General features: G+C 60.8%; 19 protein-coding genes. 8 read left to right on the forward strand and 11 right to left on the reverse strand.

What is annotated here, in order from left to right; genetic code table 11:
- The first annotated feature begins 90 nt into the window (after positions 1-90).
- Positions 91-966, forward strand: coding sequence for a LysR substrate-binding domain-containing protein (locus V6M87_RS02815; RefSeq protein WP_332848208.1), 876 nt, complete (start codon positions 91-93; stop codon positions 964-966).
- A gap of 47 nt (positions 967-1,013) precedes the next feature.
- On the opposite strand, the gene V6M87_RS02820 is transcribed toward V6M87_RS02815, so the two are convergent.
- Both V6M87_RS02820 and lexA read right to left on the reverse strand, forming a co-directional pair.
- On the reverse strand, positions 1,014-1,625 hold the full coding sequence (locus V6M87_RS02820; RefSeq protein WP_332848209.1) for a glutathione S-transferase family protein: 612 nt from the start codon (positions 1,623-1,625) through the stop codon (positions 1,014-1,016).
- Positions 1,626-1,628: 3 nt separating this feature from the next.
- Positions 1,629-2,261 carry a transcriptional repressor LexA gene (gene lexA, locus V6M87_RS02825; protein ID WP_332848210.1) on the reverse strand — a complete coding sequence of 211 codons (633 nt, stop codon included), beginning with the start codon at positions 2,259-2,261 and terminating at the stop codon, positions 1,629-1,631.
- A gap of 356 nt (positions 2,262-2,617) precedes the next feature.
- Between lexA and rpsF the strand changes: the two genes are divergently transcribed.
- The 7 genes from rpsF to V6M87_RS02860 all read left to right on the forward strand — a co-directional run bounded on the left by rpsF (position 2,618) and on the right by V6M87_RS02860 (position 7,485).
- Positions 2,618-3,031, forward strand: coding sequence for a 30S ribosomal protein S6 (gene rpsF / locus V6M87_RS02830; RefSeq protein WP_332848211.1), 414 nt, complete (start codon positions 2,618-2,620; stop codon positions 3,029-3,031).
- Between the two features lie 27 nt (positions 3,032-3,058).
- Positions 3,059-3,352 carry a primosomal replication protein N gene (gene priB, locus V6M87_RS02835; protein WP_332848212.1) on the forward strand — a complete coding sequence of 98 codons (294 nt, stop codon included), beginning with the start codon at positions 3,059-3,061 and terminating at the stop codon, positions 3,350-3,352.
- Between the two features lie 39 nt (positions 3,353-3,391).
- The gene (gene rpsR / locus V6M87_RS02840) at positions 3,392-3,682 is read left to right on the forward strand and encodes a 30S ribosomal protein S18 (protein WP_008450941.1); all 291 of its coding nucleotides are present in this window, start codon (positions 3,392-3,394) and stop codon (positions 3,680-3,682) included.
- Positions 3,683-3,728: 46 nt separating this feature from the next.
- Positions 3,729-4,181, forward strand: coding sequence for a 50S ribosomal protein L9 (rplI, locus tag V6M87_RS02845; RefSeq protein WP_332848213.1), 453 nt, complete (start codon positions 3,729-3,731; stop codon positions 4,179-4,181).
- Between the two features lie 150 nt (positions 4,182-4,331).
- The gene (locus tag V6M87_RS02850) at positions 4,332-5,717 is read left to right on the forward strand and encodes a replicative DNA helicase (protein ID WP_332848214.1); all 1,386 of its coding nucleotides are present in this window, start codon (positions 4,332-4,334) and stop codon (positions 5,715-5,717) included.
- Positions 5,718-5,832: 115 nt separating this feature from the next.
- A complete protein-coding gene (locus tag V6M87_RS02855) occupies positions 5,833-6,459 on the forward strand; it encodes a DUF47 domain-containing protein (RefSeq protein WP_332848215.1) in 627 nt (208 codons plus the stop codon).
- A 15-nt stretch (positions 6,460-6,474) separates the two neighbouring features.
- Positions 6,475-7,485: an inorganic phosphate transporter gene (locus V6M87_RS02860; protein WP_332848216.1), complete on the forward strand. Its 1,011-nt coding sequence runs from the start codon at positions 6,475-6,477 to the stop codon at positions 7,483-7,485.
- A gap of 106 nt (positions 7,486-7,591) precedes the next feature.
- Here the strand turns inward: V6M87_RS02860 and V6M87_RS02865 are convergent, their stop codons facing one another.
- The 9 genes from V6M87_RS02865 to V6M87_RS02905 all read right to left on the reverse strand — a co-directional run bounded on the left by V6M87_RS02865 (position 7,592) and on the right by V6M87_RS02905 (position 15,999).
- Positions 7,592-7,975: a type II toxin-antitoxin system VapC family toxin gene (locus V6M87_RS02865; RefSeq protein ID WP_332848217.1), complete on the reverse strand. Its 384-nt coding sequence runs from the start codon at positions 7,973-7,975 to the stop codon at positions 7,592-7,594.
- A complete protein-coding gene (locus V6M87_RS02870; RefSeq protein ID WP_332848218.1) occupies positions 7,972-8,175 on the reverse strand; it encodes a type II toxin-antitoxin system VapB family antitoxin in 204 nt (67 codons plus the stop codon). Before V6M87_RS02870 ends, V6M87_RS02865 begins: the two co-directional genes overlap by 4 nt.
- A 151-nt stretch (positions 8,176-8,326) precedes the next feature.
- Positions 8,327-10,138: a PhoH family protein gene (locus tag V6M87_RS02875; RefSeq protein WP_332848219.1), complete on the reverse strand. Its 1,812-nt coding sequence runs from the start codon at positions 10,136-10,138 to the stop codon at positions 8,327-8,329.
- Positions 10,139-10,351: 213 nt separating this feature from the next.
- Positions 10,352-10,831, reverse strand: coding sequence for a peroxiredoxin (locus tag V6M87_RS02880; protein ID WP_332848220.1), 480 nt, complete (start codon positions 10,829-10,831; stop codon positions 10,352-10,354).
- 42 nt (positions 10,832-10,873) lie between these two features.
- Positions 10,874-11,833 (reverse strand): polysaccharide deacetylase family protein, encoded by a 960-nt coding sequence (locus tag V6M87_RS02885; RefSeq protein ID WP_332848221.1) that lies wholly within the window; start codon positions 11,831-11,833, stop codon positions 10,874-10,876.
- Complete coding sequence (locus V6M87_RS02890; protein ID WP_332848222.1) at positions 11,833-12,873, reverse strand: bifunctional UDP-4-keto-pentose/UDP-xylose synthase; 1,041 nt, start codon at positions 12,871-12,873, stop codon at positions 11,833-11,835. Before V6M87_RS02890 ends, V6M87_RS02885 begins: the two co-directional genes overlap by 1 nt.
- 14 nt (positions 12,874-12,887) lie before the next feature.
- Positions 12,888-13,865, reverse strand: a complete 978-nt coding sequence (locus tag V6M87_RS02895; protein ID WP_332848223.1) for a formyltransferase — start codon at positions 13,863-13,865, stop codon at positions 12,888-12,890.
- Complete coding sequence (locus V6M87_RS02900) at positions 13,862-14,851, reverse strand: glycosyltransferase (protein ID WP_332848323.1); 990 nt, start codon at positions 14,849-14,851, stop codon at positions 13,862-13,864. The genes V6M87_RS02895 and V6M87_RS02900 overlap by 4 nt, the downstream gene beginning before the upstream one ends.
- An 11-nt stretch (positions 14,852-14,862) precedes the next feature.
- Positions 14,863-15,999 carry a DegT/DnrJ/EryC1/StrS family aminotransferase gene (locus V6M87_RS02905; protein ID WP_332848224.1) on the reverse strand — a complete coding sequence of 379 codons (1,137 nt, stop codon included), beginning with the start codon at positions 15,997-15,999 and terminating at the stop codon, positions 14,863-14,865.
- Between the last annotated feature and the right edge of the window lie 66 nt (positions 16,000-16,065).

Here is a 16,065-nt window from a genome sequence, read left to right on the forward strand (position 1 = left end):
GGGGAATCTTTCTGGCGACAAATTATGGATATAATGCCGGGGGCTGAATAGCGATGTATCGTCTCCATAACGCGTGAGAAAAACTGACGGATGGCCAGGCAAATACCGCTCAACACACTGCGTTTTTTTGAAGCCGCCGCCAGGCTTGGCAGTTTCGTCAAAGCCGCCCACGAGCTGAACCTGACGCATGGCGCGGTCAGTCGCCAGATCCGCCTGCTCGAACAGACCTTGGGCATTGCATTGTTCGAGCGCCGCAACCGGGGCGTGTTTTTGACGGCGCAGGGCGAGCGCTTGCGCGCCGTGACCGAGGACGCGTTCGAACGGATCGACGCGACCGTGCAGGCATTGCGTGAGCCTGCGCGGCAGGCGCCCTTGGTGGTGTCATGCGAACCGACGATTTCGATGAAATGGCTGATACCGCGGCTGGGTGATTTTGCGCGGCGCTATCCGGAGGTGCCGCTGCACATCTTTGCGTCGGGTGGCCCGGTGGCGTTTCAGCGCGACGGGGTCGACGTGGCCTTGCGCCGCAACGACTTTCATTGGAGCGCGGAGCTGCATGCGGAAAAGGTGTGCGATGAATGGGTGGGACCGGTCTGCGCGCCGACGCTGCTGAAACGGCGCCAGCTCGATCTGCCCGCGCAAAAAATCCTGCACACGGCGTCGCGCAAGAGCGCCTGGCCAAACTGGCGCAGCGTCAGCGCCACGAGCGCCAGCCATAGCGGCAGCCAGACCTACGAGCATTTCTATCTGTCGCTGCAAGCTGCCTGTGCCGGTCTGGGCGTGGCGATCGGCTCGGTCTTCATGACGCAGGAAGAGATTGGCAGCGCACGCCTGGTTGCGCCGTTCGGCTTCATGCGCGACGGGTCCGCGTACTTCCTGCTGTCGTCGCGACCGTTCGAGACCGATCCGCGCCGCGTCGCTTTCCTGGCATGGCTACGCCAGCAAATGCACTATTTGCCGGCCTGATGTGGCGCGTGATTCACTGGCCGACTTCGGTGATGCCTTCACGGACATCAAGCGTAGAAGCTGTCTGGATGGCGCCAGCCTGGCAGCTCGCTGATGCGCTGGATCCATCCGGCCACATGCAGCGGCAGCGCGACCTGTGCCTGGTCAGCCCAGAACAGGTAGGCGCTCATCGACAGGTCGACGATGGTCGGCGCGGCGCCGAGGATAAAATCCCGGCCATCCGCCAGTTCGATATCCATGCGTGAAATATCTGCATTGCAACGCTCGCGCAGCATCGCCATAACCGCCGCATCGACGCCGCCGCCGCGCACTGCGTGCCGCAGGTTCGGTAGGGAAAAGCCGATCCGGTTTGCTTCCCAGAACAGCCACTGGCTTACGCCATCCTGCAAGGCGGCAGTCTCGCCTTCCAGTACGCCGCTGTGCGCCGCCAGGTGCAGCAGGACCGCATTCGACTGGGCGTAAATGCGCCCGTTGTGCAACAACACCGGCACTTCGCCATGTGGCGATAAATTGCGAAACGCCTGGGGCCGCGCGGCGCGCGCCTGGCTCAGGTCGATCTCGTGAAATGTGTACGGCAACTGCGCCATTTCCAGCAACACGCGCACCTTGAAGGCATGGCCCGATGCGCGTGCGCCGTAGAGCGTGATGTCGTCACGCACGCCTCAGTTCCAGCTGCGCATTAGCCCTACAGCAAGCCCTTCCAGCGCGAACTCGTCTTCCGGGTCAACCCGGATGATTTTGAAGTCGGGGTTCTCCGGCAGCAGCTCGACCAGGGAACCCGTCTTGCGGTAACGCTTGACGGTGACGTCGTCACCGATGCGCGCCACGACGATCTGGCCGTTCTTGGCACTGTCGACTTTTTTGACCGCCAGCAAATCGCCGTCCATGATGCCGGCGTCGCGCATCGACCAGCCGCGTACCTTCAGCAGGAAGTCGGGTTTGGCCGCGAACATGGCTGGATCGACGTTGTAGGTCGCCTCCACATGTTCCTGGGCCAGGATGGGCGAACCGGCGGCCACGCGCCCGACCAGCGGCAGCGCCATCATGATGGCGGCAGGGACGATCGCGACCGTTTCCACGGAAGCGCCGATCAGGCGGATGCCGCGCGAGGTGCCGGGGGCGATTTCGATCGCGCCCTTGCGGGCCAGCGCTTGCAGGTGTTCTTCGGCCGCGTTGGCCGATTTGAAGCCCAGTTCACGGGCGATCTCGGCGCGGGTCGGGGGAAAGCCGGTGTTTTCGATGGCTTCGCGGATCAAATTCAGAATTTGTTCCTGCCGTGCAGTGAGCTTGATCATGGGGCTAAAGACTGGTTATATGGACAGACTGTATTTTTGTACAGTATTTCGGGCAATGCAAGGGAATTCGTGGCTTTTTTTCACACTCTGTGCAATAAACGGTTTCCACCGTCACCCCCGCGCAGGCGGGGTCCTATAACACGCTGCCGAAGTCACACAGTTGATGGCTTCCGGCGGCATGCTATGGGTCCTCGCCTGCGCGAGGATGACGTGCTGAGGCAGGTTGCCGAAGGATATTGTGCAACATCATCACTAGCCCAAAGTCCCCATCCGGGTTATAATCGCCGGCTTTCCCTTCCCACACTCGTCTTGACGCCGAGGTGGGCATTTGTTTAAACGTCCTCAAGGAGTACTGAATGCGTCACTATGAAATCGTTTTTATTGTCCACCCGGACCAAAGCGAGCAAGTCCCGGCGATGATCGAACGTTATAAGGCCAGCGTCACTGCACGCGGCGGTAACATTCACCGCGTCGAAGACTGGGGCCGTCGTCAGATGGCTTACTCGATCCAGAAGCTGCCTAAAGCGCACTACATCTGCCTGAACATCGAATGCGACAACGACACCCTGGTCGAGTTGGAAACCGCCTTCAAATTCAATGATGCCGTGCTGCGCCACCTGACCGTCAAACTGAAGAAAGCCGAAACGGCTCCTTCGCCGATGATGAAGTCGGTACAGCGTGAAGACGCAGCCAAGAGCCACCGCTCGGAATCGGCACCAGCCGCAGCAGCCCCGGCTCCTGTCGCAGCGCCGGCGCCAGCCGCAGCGTAATTCAAGCAGCAATCTCGTAGCAAGGCAGTGAACCAGCTTCAGTTTGTAGCCACCATTTTAGAGCGCGACGTATTGCGTTATACCCCGGCCGGCGTGCCCATCGTGTCCGCCACCCTGTCGCACAGTTCGCAACAGGTCGAAGCAGGGGTGGAACGACTGGTCGAGTTTGAAATGGCAGCGTTGGCCGCAGGGGAAATATCCGGGCGGTTTTCACGGGCTGAATTGGGCGCAGTGCATCAGTTCACGGGATTTGTAGCAAAGAAGAATCGCAGCAGCAAAGCCCTGGTGTTTCACATCATTGATTTCAGTGCCGCCGCCTGATTAAACTGGCGACGCATCATTTAGATACAGGAGCCTCAAATGGCATTCGGTAAAAAGTTCGACAAAAACAAGCTCAAGCTCAAAGAGAAGCGCAAACAACAGAACCCACTGTTCAAGCGTAAGAAATTCTGCCGCTTCACCGCAGCAAACGTGGAACAAGTTGACTACAAAGACGTCGACACCCTGAAAGACTTCGTCCAGGAAAATGGCAAGATCATGCCAGCCCGCCTGACCGGCACCAAGGCGCACTACCAGCGCCAGGTTGACACCGCCATCAAGCGCGCTCGCTACCTCGCGCTGCTGCCTTACACCGATCTGCACCACGCTTAATATCGGCAACGATATTTAGCCAAGTCAGATAATCCTGGAGAGAACTATGCAAATCATTCTGTTAGAAAAAGTAGTCAACGTCGGCAACCTGGGCGACGTCGTGAAAGTCAAGGACGGTTACGCACGTAACTTCCTGATCCCACAACGCATGGCCCGCCGCGCCACCGCATCGGCTGTTGCCGAATTCGAAGTCAAGCGCGCCGAGTTGGAAAAAGTCGCCGCTGCAAAACTGAGCGCGTCGCAAGCCGAAGGCGAAAAACTGAGCGGCATGACTGTCACCATCGGCCAAAAAGCCGGCGTTGATGGCCGTCTGTTCGGTTCGGTCACCAACTCCGACATCGCTGAAGCGTTGACGAAGCAAGGTTTCGCTGTCGAAAAAGCGCAAGTGCGTCTGCCAACCGGTCCGTTGAAGACCACTGGCGAGCACCCGGTTGCAGTTGCTCTGCACACCGACGTGGTTGTTGAAATCACCATCGCTGTCGTGGGCGAGCAAGCGTAAGCTTGTTTCACACGCAGTAGCGAAGAAGCCGGGCTTGCCCGGCTTTTTTTCGCTCTGCGATTCGCGGCCATTGCCAATTAGTTACCTTCTTCTCAGCAATTATCTCGCGATTGCGACTTCGGTCTACCCGGAGGCGGTATAATGCCGCCCATGAACGCCCCCGCAGATCCGCAAGTCGATTCCCTCCGCATTCCACCGCATTCGATTGAAGCCGAACAATCCGTTATAGGAGGTTTGCTTCGCGATAATGCAGCGTGGGACCGTATCGCCGACTTCATGCACGCCGATGATTTCTACCGTTACGACCACCGCATCATCTTCGAACAAGTCATTCGCCTGATCAACGGCGGCAAACCGGCCGACGTGATCACCGTGTACGAAGCGCTGACCCAACTCGGCAAGTCCGAAGAAGTGGGCGGGCTGCAATACCTGAACGCGATGGCGCAAAATACGCCGTCGGCGGCGAATATCCGCCGCTATGCCGAGATCGTGCGCGACCGCGGCATCCTGCGCAAACTGATCACGGTGGCCGACGAAATTTCCGGCAACGCGTTCAATCCGCAGGGCAAAGAGGTCAAGGAAATGCTGGACGAGGCGGAATCGAAGATCTTCGCCATCGCCGAGCAGGGCTCGCGCGGCGCCCAGGGCTGGATTCCGGTGCAGCCGCTGCTGACCCAAGTGGTCGAGCGTATCGACGAGCTCTACAGTCGCGACAACCAGAGTGAAATCACCGGTGTGCCGACCGGCTTCATCGACCTCGACCGCATGACCTCGGGCCTGCAGCCGGGCGACCTGGTCATCGTCGCGGGCCGTCCATCGATGGGTAAAACCGCTTTCTCGCTCAATATCGGCGAAAACGTCGCCATCGAAGCCGGCTTGCCGGTGGCCGTGTTCTCGATGGAGATGGGCGGCACCCAGCTGGCCATGCGTATGCTCGGCTCGGTCGGCCAGCTCGACCAGCACCGCCTGCGTACCGGCCGCCTGAACGACGAGGATTGGCCGCGCCTGACGCACGCCATCCAGAAAATGAACGATGCGCAGCTCTACATCGACGAAACGGCCGGCCTGAACCCGATCGAGCTGCGCGCGCGGGCGCGCCGCCTGTCGCGCCAGTGCGGCAAGCTCGGCCTGATTATTATCGATTACCTGCAACTGATGACAGGCTCGAAAGCCGGGGACAACCGCACTGCCGAGATTTCCGAAATTTCGCGTAGTTTAAAAGGTCTGGCCAAGGAATTGCATTGCCCGGTGATTGCACTGTCGCAGCTGAACCGCTCGCTTGAGCAGCGTCCCAACAAACGGCCGGTGATGTCCGACTTGCGCGAATCGGGCGCAATTGAGCAGGATGCCGACGTGATTATTTTCCTGTATCGCGACGAGGTCTACAACCCGGACTCGCCCGATAAAGGCACTGCCGAAATCATCATCGGCAAGCAGCGTAACGGCCCGATCGGCGCGATTCGCCTGACCTGGATCGGTCAGTACACCAAATTCGGCAATTACAGCGGCGGCCTGGCTGTTTATCAGGGCGATTAACGCTGGCGCGATCGATCGCGCCGTCACAGGCGCTGACAACACAAGTTTTCACTCACTGATCTATTCTGCTGCGCTGCAGCGGTCATACAGTATTCATTGGAATAACGGAGAAATTATGTTCGGACGCCTCATGCCCACCGAAGGCAAGTTTTTTGACCTGTTCAACCAGCACGCTGCTTTGTGCGTGAAGGGCGCGCAGGAAATGGTCGGATTGATGACCAACTTCGATGACCTGGAAAATCGCACCCATGCCATCGAAACCATCGAGAAACAGGCGGACAAGATCACCTACGCCACGGTGGACCTGCTGCATAAAACCTTCATCACGCCGATCGACCGCGACGATATCCACAAGCTCATTACCCGCATGGACGATATCCTCGACATGCTGGAAGACGCTGCGCAAACCATTTCGCTGTACGACCTGCAGGCGGTGACGCCGGAAGCGAAACGCCTGGCCGAACTGTGCCTGGCCTGCTGCGAGAAGGTCCAGCAGGCGGTCGGTTTGCTGCACAATATGGATAACTCGCGCAAGATCGTCGCCCTGTGCGAAGAGATCGACCGCCTTGAATCGGACGCCGACCATGTCATGCGCGCCGCCATGTCGAAGCTGTTCCGCGACGAGCCGGACGTGCGCACGCTGATCAAACTGAAAGCGATCTACGAGATTCTCGAGACCGTCACCGACCGCTGCGAGGATGTTGCCAACATCATCGAAGGCATCATCGTCGAAAACGCGTAAGTCGAGAGCTCCTGAATGCACACTATTCAAATGAGCATATGGGTGCTCGTGGCGCTGGTCGGCCTGGCGCTTGTTTTCGACTTCATGAACGGCTTCCACGATGCCGCCAATGCGATTGCCACGGTGGTCTCGACCGGCGTGCTGAAACCGCAAACGGCGGTCGCGATGGCGGCAGTCTTCAACTTCATCGCCATTTTCGTCGTGGGCGTGCACGTTGCTGCCACGGTGGGGAAGGACACGATCGACCCGAATGTGGTCGACCAGTACGTGATTTTCGGGGCGCTGGTGGGCGCCATCATCTGGAACATCATCACCTGGGTCGGTGGCATTCCTTCGTCGTCGTCGCACGCGCTGATCGGCGGCCTGGTCGGCGCCGCGGTGGCCAAGTCCGGCACCGGTGCGCTGGTCGGTGGCGGCTTGCTCAAGACTGTCCTCTTCATCGTGATTTCGCCGGTGGCAGGTTTTATTCTCGGCTCGATCATGATGTTGATCGTCTCGTGGCTGTTCGTGCGCTCTACGCCGCGCAAGGTCGATACCTGGTTCCGCCGCCTGCAACTGGTGTCCGCTGCCGCCTACAGCCTGGGCCACGGCGGCAATGACGCGCAGAAGACCATCGGCATTATCTGGATGCTGCTGATCGTCGCCGGCGTCTCGAGCACCGCCGATGCGACGCCGCCGCTGTGGGTGATCGTGTCGTGCTACACCGCGATCAGCCTGGGCACGCTATTCGGCGGCTGGCGCATCGTGAAAACCATGGGCCAGAAGATCACCAAGCTCAAACCGGTGGGCGGCTTTTGCGCCGAGACGGGTGGCGCAATCACCGTGTTCATCGCCACCTTCATGGGCATTCCCGTGTCGACCACGCACACCATCACGGGCGCGATTGTCGGCGTCGGTTCGGCGCAAAAGATGTCGGCGGTGCGCTGGGGCGTGGCCGGTAATATCGTCTGGGCGTGGATCTTTACCATTCCTGCGTCGGCCTTCATGGCGGCGATTGCGTGGTGGGTCGGCACGCATATTATGTAAGCGGTTCGCTGTACTGAGGAGCCCGCGCGATGCGGGCTTTTTTTCGCCCCGCGGCGCGGCGCCACAGGCGTCGCCTTGCGCCGCGCCGCCGCGCATAAATGAGCGTTCAGTGCATTGCCACCTGATGTGCGATACCAAAGCGATCGGCAAGGTCGGCGAGGCGCTTGTCCAGCGTCCATAGTGCCGCGCCCGTCGTCATCAATGTCGATGTCAGCAGGATGATATCGACCAAGCCACACCCGACCCCGTACACGGCTTCGCGCTCGATGAACGCCATGGCCTCTTCCATGGAGACGAGCTCAACCTTTGGAAGCAGGCGAAGGTCACGCAACGTTTGTGTTCTGGGTGCAGGGGGCGTGCCGCAAGCGAGTTCGCCCACCACCATCGGGTGCACGAGTACGCGATCCTGGTGGAGCAGGGTAATGAGTGTCTCGTTGCGATGCCTGAAATGGTCGATCCATACGGACGTATCGACCAGTACGCGCGTCATCGGGTCGGCTCTGGCCGGAAGCGCGGAACATCTGCCATCTCCGGCGCGACCCCTCCGAGTGCAGCCAGCCGCCTTGCGGCGCGTACCTGCACAAAGGCTTTGATCGCCTCGCGGAAGAGGTCAGCCTTATCCATGGCGGGGTCAGCAACCTCCAAGGCCGTGTTGTACAGCGCGTCGTCGATGGTTACTGTGGTCCTCATGATACCTCCTGAATCTAATTTGATGTCATGATGCATCAATCAGCGCACCATTACAAGCATTTCGGTATCGGGGGGCGATCAGCAGTAGGCATTGACGAAAAAAAACCTGCAAGCCTTGCGGCCTGCAGGTTTTTTGCCAAGCGAAGCAGCTTTACAGCACTTCGCTCGCGTGATCGGCCAGACGCGAACGCTCGCCCCGCGCCAGGGTAACGTGGCCGCTGTGCGCCCAGCCCTTGAAGCGGTCGACCACATACGTCAGGCCACTCGAGCCCTCGGTGAGATACGGCGTATCGATTTGCGCGATATTCCCGAGGCACAGGATCTTGGTGCCAGGGCCGGCACGCGTGACCAGCGTCTTGATCTGCTTCGGCGTCAGGTTCTGCGCCTCATCGATGATCAGGAACTTGTTCACGAAGGTGCGGCCGCGCATGAAGTTGAGCGACTTGATCTTGATGCGTGAACGGATCAGGTCCTGCGTCGCCGCACGACCCCATTCGCCGCCGGCGCTGTCGGACTTGTTAAGTACTTCCAGGTTATCGTCGAATGCGCCCATCCATGGCGACATCTTCTCTTCCTCGGTACCTGGCAGGAAGCCGATGTCTTCACCGACCGGGACCGTCACGCGGGTGACGATGATCTCGTTGTACAGCTTGGTTTCCAGCACCTGCGCCAGGCCAGCAGCCAGGGCCAGCAGCGTTTTGCCGGTACCGGCCTGGCCCAGCAGCGTGACGAAGTCGCACTCTGGGTTCATCAAGAGGTTCAATGCAAAATTCTGCTCGCGGTTGCGCGCAGTGACGCCCCACACGTTGTTCTTGTTGTGGCTGAAATCACGCAGGGTTTGCAGCACGGCGGTTTTGCCGGTGATCGATTTCACCTGGCCGTAGAAGGCAGCTTCGCCATTCTTTGGCTCGATGAAGACGAACTGGTTCGCCATCAAGGTTGGAATCACGGGGCCGGTGACGCGGTAGTAGGTGGCCGAGACGCCATTCTTGTTCTCTTGCCACGACTCCATGTCCTTGCCGTGCTTGGTCCAGAAATCGTCCGGCAGCTGGACGATGCCCGAGTACAGCAAATCGGTGTCTTCCAGCACATGGTCGTTGAAGTAATCTTCGGCCGGCAGACCCAGCGCGCGCGCCTTGATGCGCATGTTGATGTCTTTCGACACCAGCACGATGGCGCGGCCAGGTTGCTCGGTTTCCAGGTTACGCACGACGCCCAGGATCTGGTTGTCGGCTTTGCCAACCGGCAGGCCTTCCGGCAGCGTCGGGCCGTTTTGCAGGCGGGTCTGGAAGAACAGGCGGCCCTTGGCGTCCTTGTTGCCCAATTTTGCCAGCGGAATGCCCGCTTCGATGGCATCGTCGTCGATGTCGGCGATCAGGGCGTCCAGCGTGCGCGACACCTGGCGCGCATTGCGCGCAACTTCGGACATGCCTTTCTTGTGGTCGTCGAGCTCTTCCAGCGTCATCATCGGCAGGTAGACGTCGTGCTCTTCGAAGCGGAACAGCGAGCTTGGGTCGTGCATCAGCACGTTGGTGTCGAGCACGAACAGCTTGCGCAGGCCGGCAGTGTCGGCCTTGCGGCTGGTCGACGACTTGACCACCGGCTCGACCGGCTTGTGCTTGGCAGGGTGAACTTCACCGATGCCGTTTTCAATCTTGGCGCGGACCGGCGCGCTGGCTGCTTTCGGGCGCACAGGGGCCGCCACGACGGCCACAGGTGCCGGAACAGGCGCAACAGGCGCAATATCAGGCACGGCAGCGAGCAGCGCCGTCTTCGAGCGGGTAGGGCGTTTTGGTGCAGGTGCAGCTTTGCCGCTGATCAGGTCTTGCACAGGTTCGGCAGCGGCGACAGTGGTAACAGGCGGGGCGACGGCGTACACAGGCGTGACGCCGCGTTCGGCTTTCGGGTAATCGGCAGCCGGCAGCAGGGTGCCTGGCTTGGTTGGAATTTTTGGCAGCGGCATCAGGTTCTCAATCTAGAAAAATGTCAGAGGGTGCAGCGCAACACAGCGCGCCGGCAGGGTCGATGCGACTTGGACTTACAGGGGAGGAAACCGGCCAGAGGGTGGCCGGAAGCGGGGACGTACGAATATGGCGTTGAATAAAGCGAAGACTCAAAATGGACGGACGGTTGACTACGGTTGGTGCAGCGGGAGCCGGCCAGGGCCCGGTGGCGCTTACGGCCGGTTTTGGACAAATTCCAGCACTTCCTTGACGTGATCAGGGACCTTCACGCCCCGCCATTCTTTCACTATTTTCCCATCAGCGTCAATGATAAACGTACTGCGCTCGATCCCCCGTACCTGTTTGCCATACATCATTTTGTTCTTCATGACGCCGAACTGCAGGCACAGCGCTTCTTCAGGGTCGGAGATCAGGTCGAACGGCAGGCCCAGCTTCGCTTTGAAACCTTCGTGCGAGCGCATCGAATCGCGGCTCACGCCCACGATGGTGGTGTTGGCGGACGTGAACGCATCGTGCGCATCGCGGAACGCCAGGCTTTCGGTGGTGCAGCCGGGCGTGTTGTCCTTGGGGTAGAAGTACAGCACCGTGTAACCCGGCGCGCGCGCGCCGAAATCGTAGGCCTGGCCGCCGGTCATGGCGGCCGTGAAATCGGCGACGGATGCAGACTTTACTGCGGATGGGCTCTCGACCACGGGGTGCTCCTCTACGTTGGCACAAGGGGCCACGGGCCCCTGCTAGATGACCGCGCCCGGCACGATCAGTTCACCTGAGCGGCCCGGCACTTCTCCCCACGCGAGCCGGCGTTGCGGCAGCGGGAGATCCTTGATTTTCTCGTAATAATCTGCCATCGACGCCAGATCGTAACCCTGCAAGCGCCAGCCGGCCAATAACTGTTCGAAGATGGGGGCGAGTTTTTGTCCTTCAAGCTCGGCATGCAAGGTATACACGTGGTCGCGCACGGGTAGCGCGGTCAGCGCCAGGATGTGGGCAGCGATGTTGTCCGTGGTGAGCGTGACGCCGTCGATCTCGCGGCCCAGCAGCTCATCCAGGGTCGGCAAGGTGGTCGGCATCTGGATGGCGCCGCCCGGCGCCATGCGGTATGGGCCCATGGCGGGATCGGCCAGGGCGCCGTTCTCGAGCAAGGCGGCACGGCCATCCGACACGTAGCGGTAGCCGGCCGTATCGTTCTCGGCAAACGCGGCGGCGTTCATCTGCCAGCCGGCGGCGCCGTGGGTACGGGCGGGGACGCCGAATACCCGCTTGAAACGGGTCGCGCTGGCGCGCATCATACGCGCGGTCCAGTCCGCGTCTTTGCTGCGAACCTGGTCTTGCCAGGCGACGTGGTCCCAGGTGTGGATGCCGCATTCAAAACCGGCGTCCTGGGCCGCGCGCATTTCGATCGCCGCTTCCTGGCCGATGTCGGGGCCCGGCAGCAGCACGCCGTACAGCAAGGTCTTGATGCCGTAATGCTCGACCACGGAGGTGCGCGAGACCTTGCTGAAAAAGCCCGGGCGCAGCGCACGCTTCATGGCGCGCCCGGTGTGGTCCGGCCCCAGCGCGAACAAAAAGGTCGCATGGGCCTGGTGCGCGGACAACATGCGCACCAGGTTCGGCACGCCTTCGCGGGTGCCGCGAAAGGTGTCGACGTCGATTTTCAGGACCAGTTGCGGACGCGTCGTTGTCGAGCCCTGCATCAGTTGATCAGCGCCTTAGCCTCGGCCACCTGGCCGCGGTACGCGTCAAAGATATTGCGCAGCGCATCGGCCATGGACACTTCCGGCTTCCAGCCCAGTTCGCTCATGGTGTTGTCGATCTTCGGCACGCGGTTCTGCACGTCCTGGTAGCCGGTGCCATAGTAGGCGCCCGAGGTCGTGTCGACGATCTGCACCTTGGCCGCGCCTTCAGCGTATTCCGGGTACTCGGTGGCCAGCGTCAACATCATGTTCGCCAGTTCGCGGATCGAGTAATTGTTGACCGGGTTGCCGACGTTGTAGATCTTGCCGGTGGCGGCGCCATCCTTGTTTTCGATGATTTTCATCAGCGCCGAGATGCCATCGTCGACGTAGGTGAACGCGCGCTTCTGCGCGCCGCCGTCGACCAGCGAGATGTTCTCGCCACGGACGATGTGGCCCAGGAACTGGGTCAGCACGCGCGAGGAACCTTCTTTCGCGGTGTGGATGGAGTCCAGGCCCGAACCGATCCAGTTGAATGGACGGAACAGCGTGAAGTTCAGGCCTTCCATGCCGTAGCCCCAGATCACGCGGTCCATCAATTGCTTGGCGCAAGCGTAGATCCAGCGCGGCTTGTTGATCGGGCCGTAGACCAGGTTCGACGCTTCCGGGTCGAACTGCGTGTCTTCGCTCATGCCATACACTTCGGAGGTCGACGGGAAGATCAGGTGCTTGCCGTATTTGGCGGCCGAGCGGACGATCGGAAGGTTGGCCTCGAAGTCCAGTTCGAACACGCGCAGCGGCTCTTTCACGTAGGTGGCCGGGGTCGCGATGGCAACCAGCGGCAGGATCACGTCGCACTTCTTGACGTGGTACTCCACCCACTCTTTATTGATGGTGATGTCGCCTTCGAAGAAGTGCATCTGCGGATGGGCCAGCAGGTCGGTGATGCGGTCGGACTGCATGTCCATGCCGTACACGTGCCAGTCGGTGGTCTCCAGGATACGCTTGGAGAGGTGGTGGCCAATAAAACCGTTGACGCCGAGGATGAGGACTTTTTTCATGGGGGAGATCTCGATCAGGTATTTGTTATGTGCTGGCCGTCGGGAAGACGGTCCGTTGGGTCGGCAAGCGCAGCTTGTGACTGCAAACTCGCCTGCAATTGCGCCGGTGCGACGGCAATGCCGTCCGCATCCAGCAAGCTCATGATTGCCAGCGCGCGGCCATCGCCGCAGACACCAAGAATCATATTATCCACCACGCTTAGTCCGGGTGGCAAACCGGCGAGCGCCGCCGGCGTTGTACGGGGCAGCCGTGCGCGTTCAATGATATACCTTGTGCCCGCCACATCGGTGAACGCGCCCGGATACGGCGGCGCCACGGCGCGGTGCAGGTTGTACACCTGCTGCGCCGGTTGCGACCAGTCGATGCGGCCATCTTCCGGCTTGCGCCCGCCAAAGTAGCCGCCTTGCGTCAGGTCATTGTGGATGCGTGGCGCGCTGCCTGCCAGCAGGGCCGGGAGCACCTGCCACAGCGTCTGCTCGGCCGCCACGGTAACCTTGCCAAATACTTCGAAGGCGGTGTCGTCGGGCAGGATGGGCACGGCGGTCTGGGCCACGATGGCGCCGGCGTCCGGCTTGATGGTCATTTCGTGTAGCGTGGCGCCGATTTCGGTGGCGCCGTGCAGCACCGCCCAATTGACCGGTGCGCGGCCGCGGTAAGCGGGCAGCAGCGAGCCATGCATATTGAAGGCGGGCGCGACCGCCAGGAGACTGGCCGGGAGCATATTGCGGTAATAAAAGCTGAACAGCATGTCGGGTGCGATGGCCGTCACGCGCGCCAGCAGGTCCGGGTCAGTCGCACTGGCCGGCGTAATGTACGGGATGCCTTCCGTACGGCACAGGCTGACCATCGATTCGAACCAGATATTTTCTGCCGCATTGTCTTCGTGGGTGACCACCAGCGCCACCTCGACGCCGGCCGCCAGCAGTACTTTCAGGCAGCGCACGCCGACGTTGTGGTAGCCGAACACCACCACGCGTGGCGGCGCTTTCAACGGATCACCTGGCGTTTCTCGACGGCGTCGGCGAGCAGATTGTCATCCTTGCCCGCTTCGTGCTGGAGAATGGTCTGCACCACGTAGCGCGGGCGCGCGCGCACCTGCTGCAGGATGCGGCCGACGTACTCGCCGACCAGGCCGATGCCGAACAGGATCACGCCCATCAGGAAAAAGTTGATGGCGAACAGGGTGAACAAACCTTCGGCCTCTGCGCCCAGGAACAGGCGGCGCAGCAGCAGGAATATCACCAGCGCAGCCGAGCCGAGCGCCAGCACCATGCCGGCCATCGAAAACGCCTGCAGCGGCACCAGCGAGAAGCCGGTCACCAGGTCGAAGTTCAGGCGGATCAGGCTGTAGAGCGAATACTTCGATTCCCCGGCCGAACGCTCTTCGTGTTCGACCACGATCTCGGTGGGGCTGCGCGCAAATTTGTAGGCCAGCGCCGGCACGAAGGTGTTCACTTCACCGCACTGGTTGACCAGATCGATGACGTTGCGACCATAGGCGCGCAGCATATTGCCCTGGTCGGTGATGCTGATGTTGGTGATGCGCTCGCGTAGCCGGTTCATCAGTTTCGAGGCGATGGTGCGCCAGGCCGAATCCTGGCGCACGCGCCGGATCGAGCCGACGTAATCGTAGCCTTCGCGCATCTTGGTAATCAGCTTGTGGATTTCTTCGGGCGGATTTTGCAGGTCGGCGTCGAGCGTGACGGTGATCTCGCCGCGGGTCGCTTCAAAGCCGGCCAGGATGGCCATGTGCTGACCGTAGTTACCATTGAACAGCACCACGCGCGTGACGTCGGGCCGGTGGCGGAACTGCTCGGCCAGGATCGATACCGACTTGTCGCGGCTGCCGTCGTTGACGAAAATGATTTCGTAGGACATGTCCAGGGCGTCAAGCGCCGGGTACAGGCGCGCGAACAGTTTGGCGAGGCCGGCTTCCTCGTTGTAAATCGGAATGACGACCGATAGCTCACGTTTCAGGGGAATGACGTTCATGCTGCCAGCACTTTCCGGGTGGCGGCGACGACGCGCTCGACGTCCTGCGTCGTCATCGTATAAAACATTGGCAAGGTCACGGTCAGGCGGCCGATTTTTTCGGCGATCGGGAACATGCCTTCCTTGAAGCCCAACTCACGGTAAAGCGTGAACAGGTGAATTGCCGCGTAATGGTAGCCGGTGCCGATATTGTGCTCTTTTTGCATCCGCGTCATGAAGTCGGCGCGGGTGCCGGGGCCCCTGTCCGGCAAAATAATCTGGAACAAATGCCAGTTCGAGGTGTCGAACGCCTGCACCGGCAGCTGCGCGCCGGTGGCGCTTTCGAAATCGGTGCCGAACGCGGCAAAGTAGTGCTCTGCCAGTTTCCTGCGCTGCGCGGTCACGGCGGCGATGGTCTTCATCTGGCCCAGGCCAATGACCGCCATGATGTCGCTCATGTTGTATTTGCCGCCCAGCACGTCCACGTCGATGCCGTCGACGCCGCTGCGGGTCACGCCCTGCAGCCGGTATTTTTCGGCCAGGCGCGCTTCTTCCGGGGTGTTCATGACCAGGCAGCCGCCTTCGCCGGTGGTCAGGTTCTTGTTCACCTGGAAGCTGAACGACGAAAAATCGCCGAACGCGCCGATGCGCTTGCCCTGCCACAGCGAACCGAAGGCCTGGGCGGCGTCTTCCACCACGCGCAGATTGTGCTTGCGCGCAATCGCATACAGGCGGTCCATGTCGACCGGCAGGCCGGACAGGAACACCGGCAGCAAGGCTTTGGTGCGCGGCGTGATGGCGGCTTCCAGCTTGTCCAGATCGATGTTGCGCGTGACCGGGTCGATGTCGGCGAACACCGGTGTCGCGCCTACTTCCAGGATCACGGCAGACGTGGCCGGCCAGGAGATGGGGGTGGTGATCACCTCGTCCCCCTTGCCGATCCCGGCGATGCGCAGGGCAATTTCCATGGTGCAGGTGCCGGAATTGAAGGTGCGCACCGGGCGACCGCCGAAGTACTCGGACAGTTGTGACTCAAACGCGGCATTCTTCGGGCCGGTGGTGATCCAGCCGGAGCGCAGTACGTCGCCCACGCTGGCGATGGTTGCTTCATCGATGGTAGGACGGGAAAACGGCAGAAAGGTTTCGGCTGTCATGGGAATATTTCCGGCAAGGTTTTTAATTATTAGATGTGAAGTGTCAATACTGCCATTGGCGGCATT

Origin of the sequence: Massilia sp. S19_KUP03_FR1, from assembly GCF_036688685.1 — a bacterium.
In the GTDB taxonomy this organism is placed as follows: Bacteria; Pseudomonadota; Gammaproteobacteria; order Burkholderiales; family Burkholderiaceae_D; genus JALYUM01.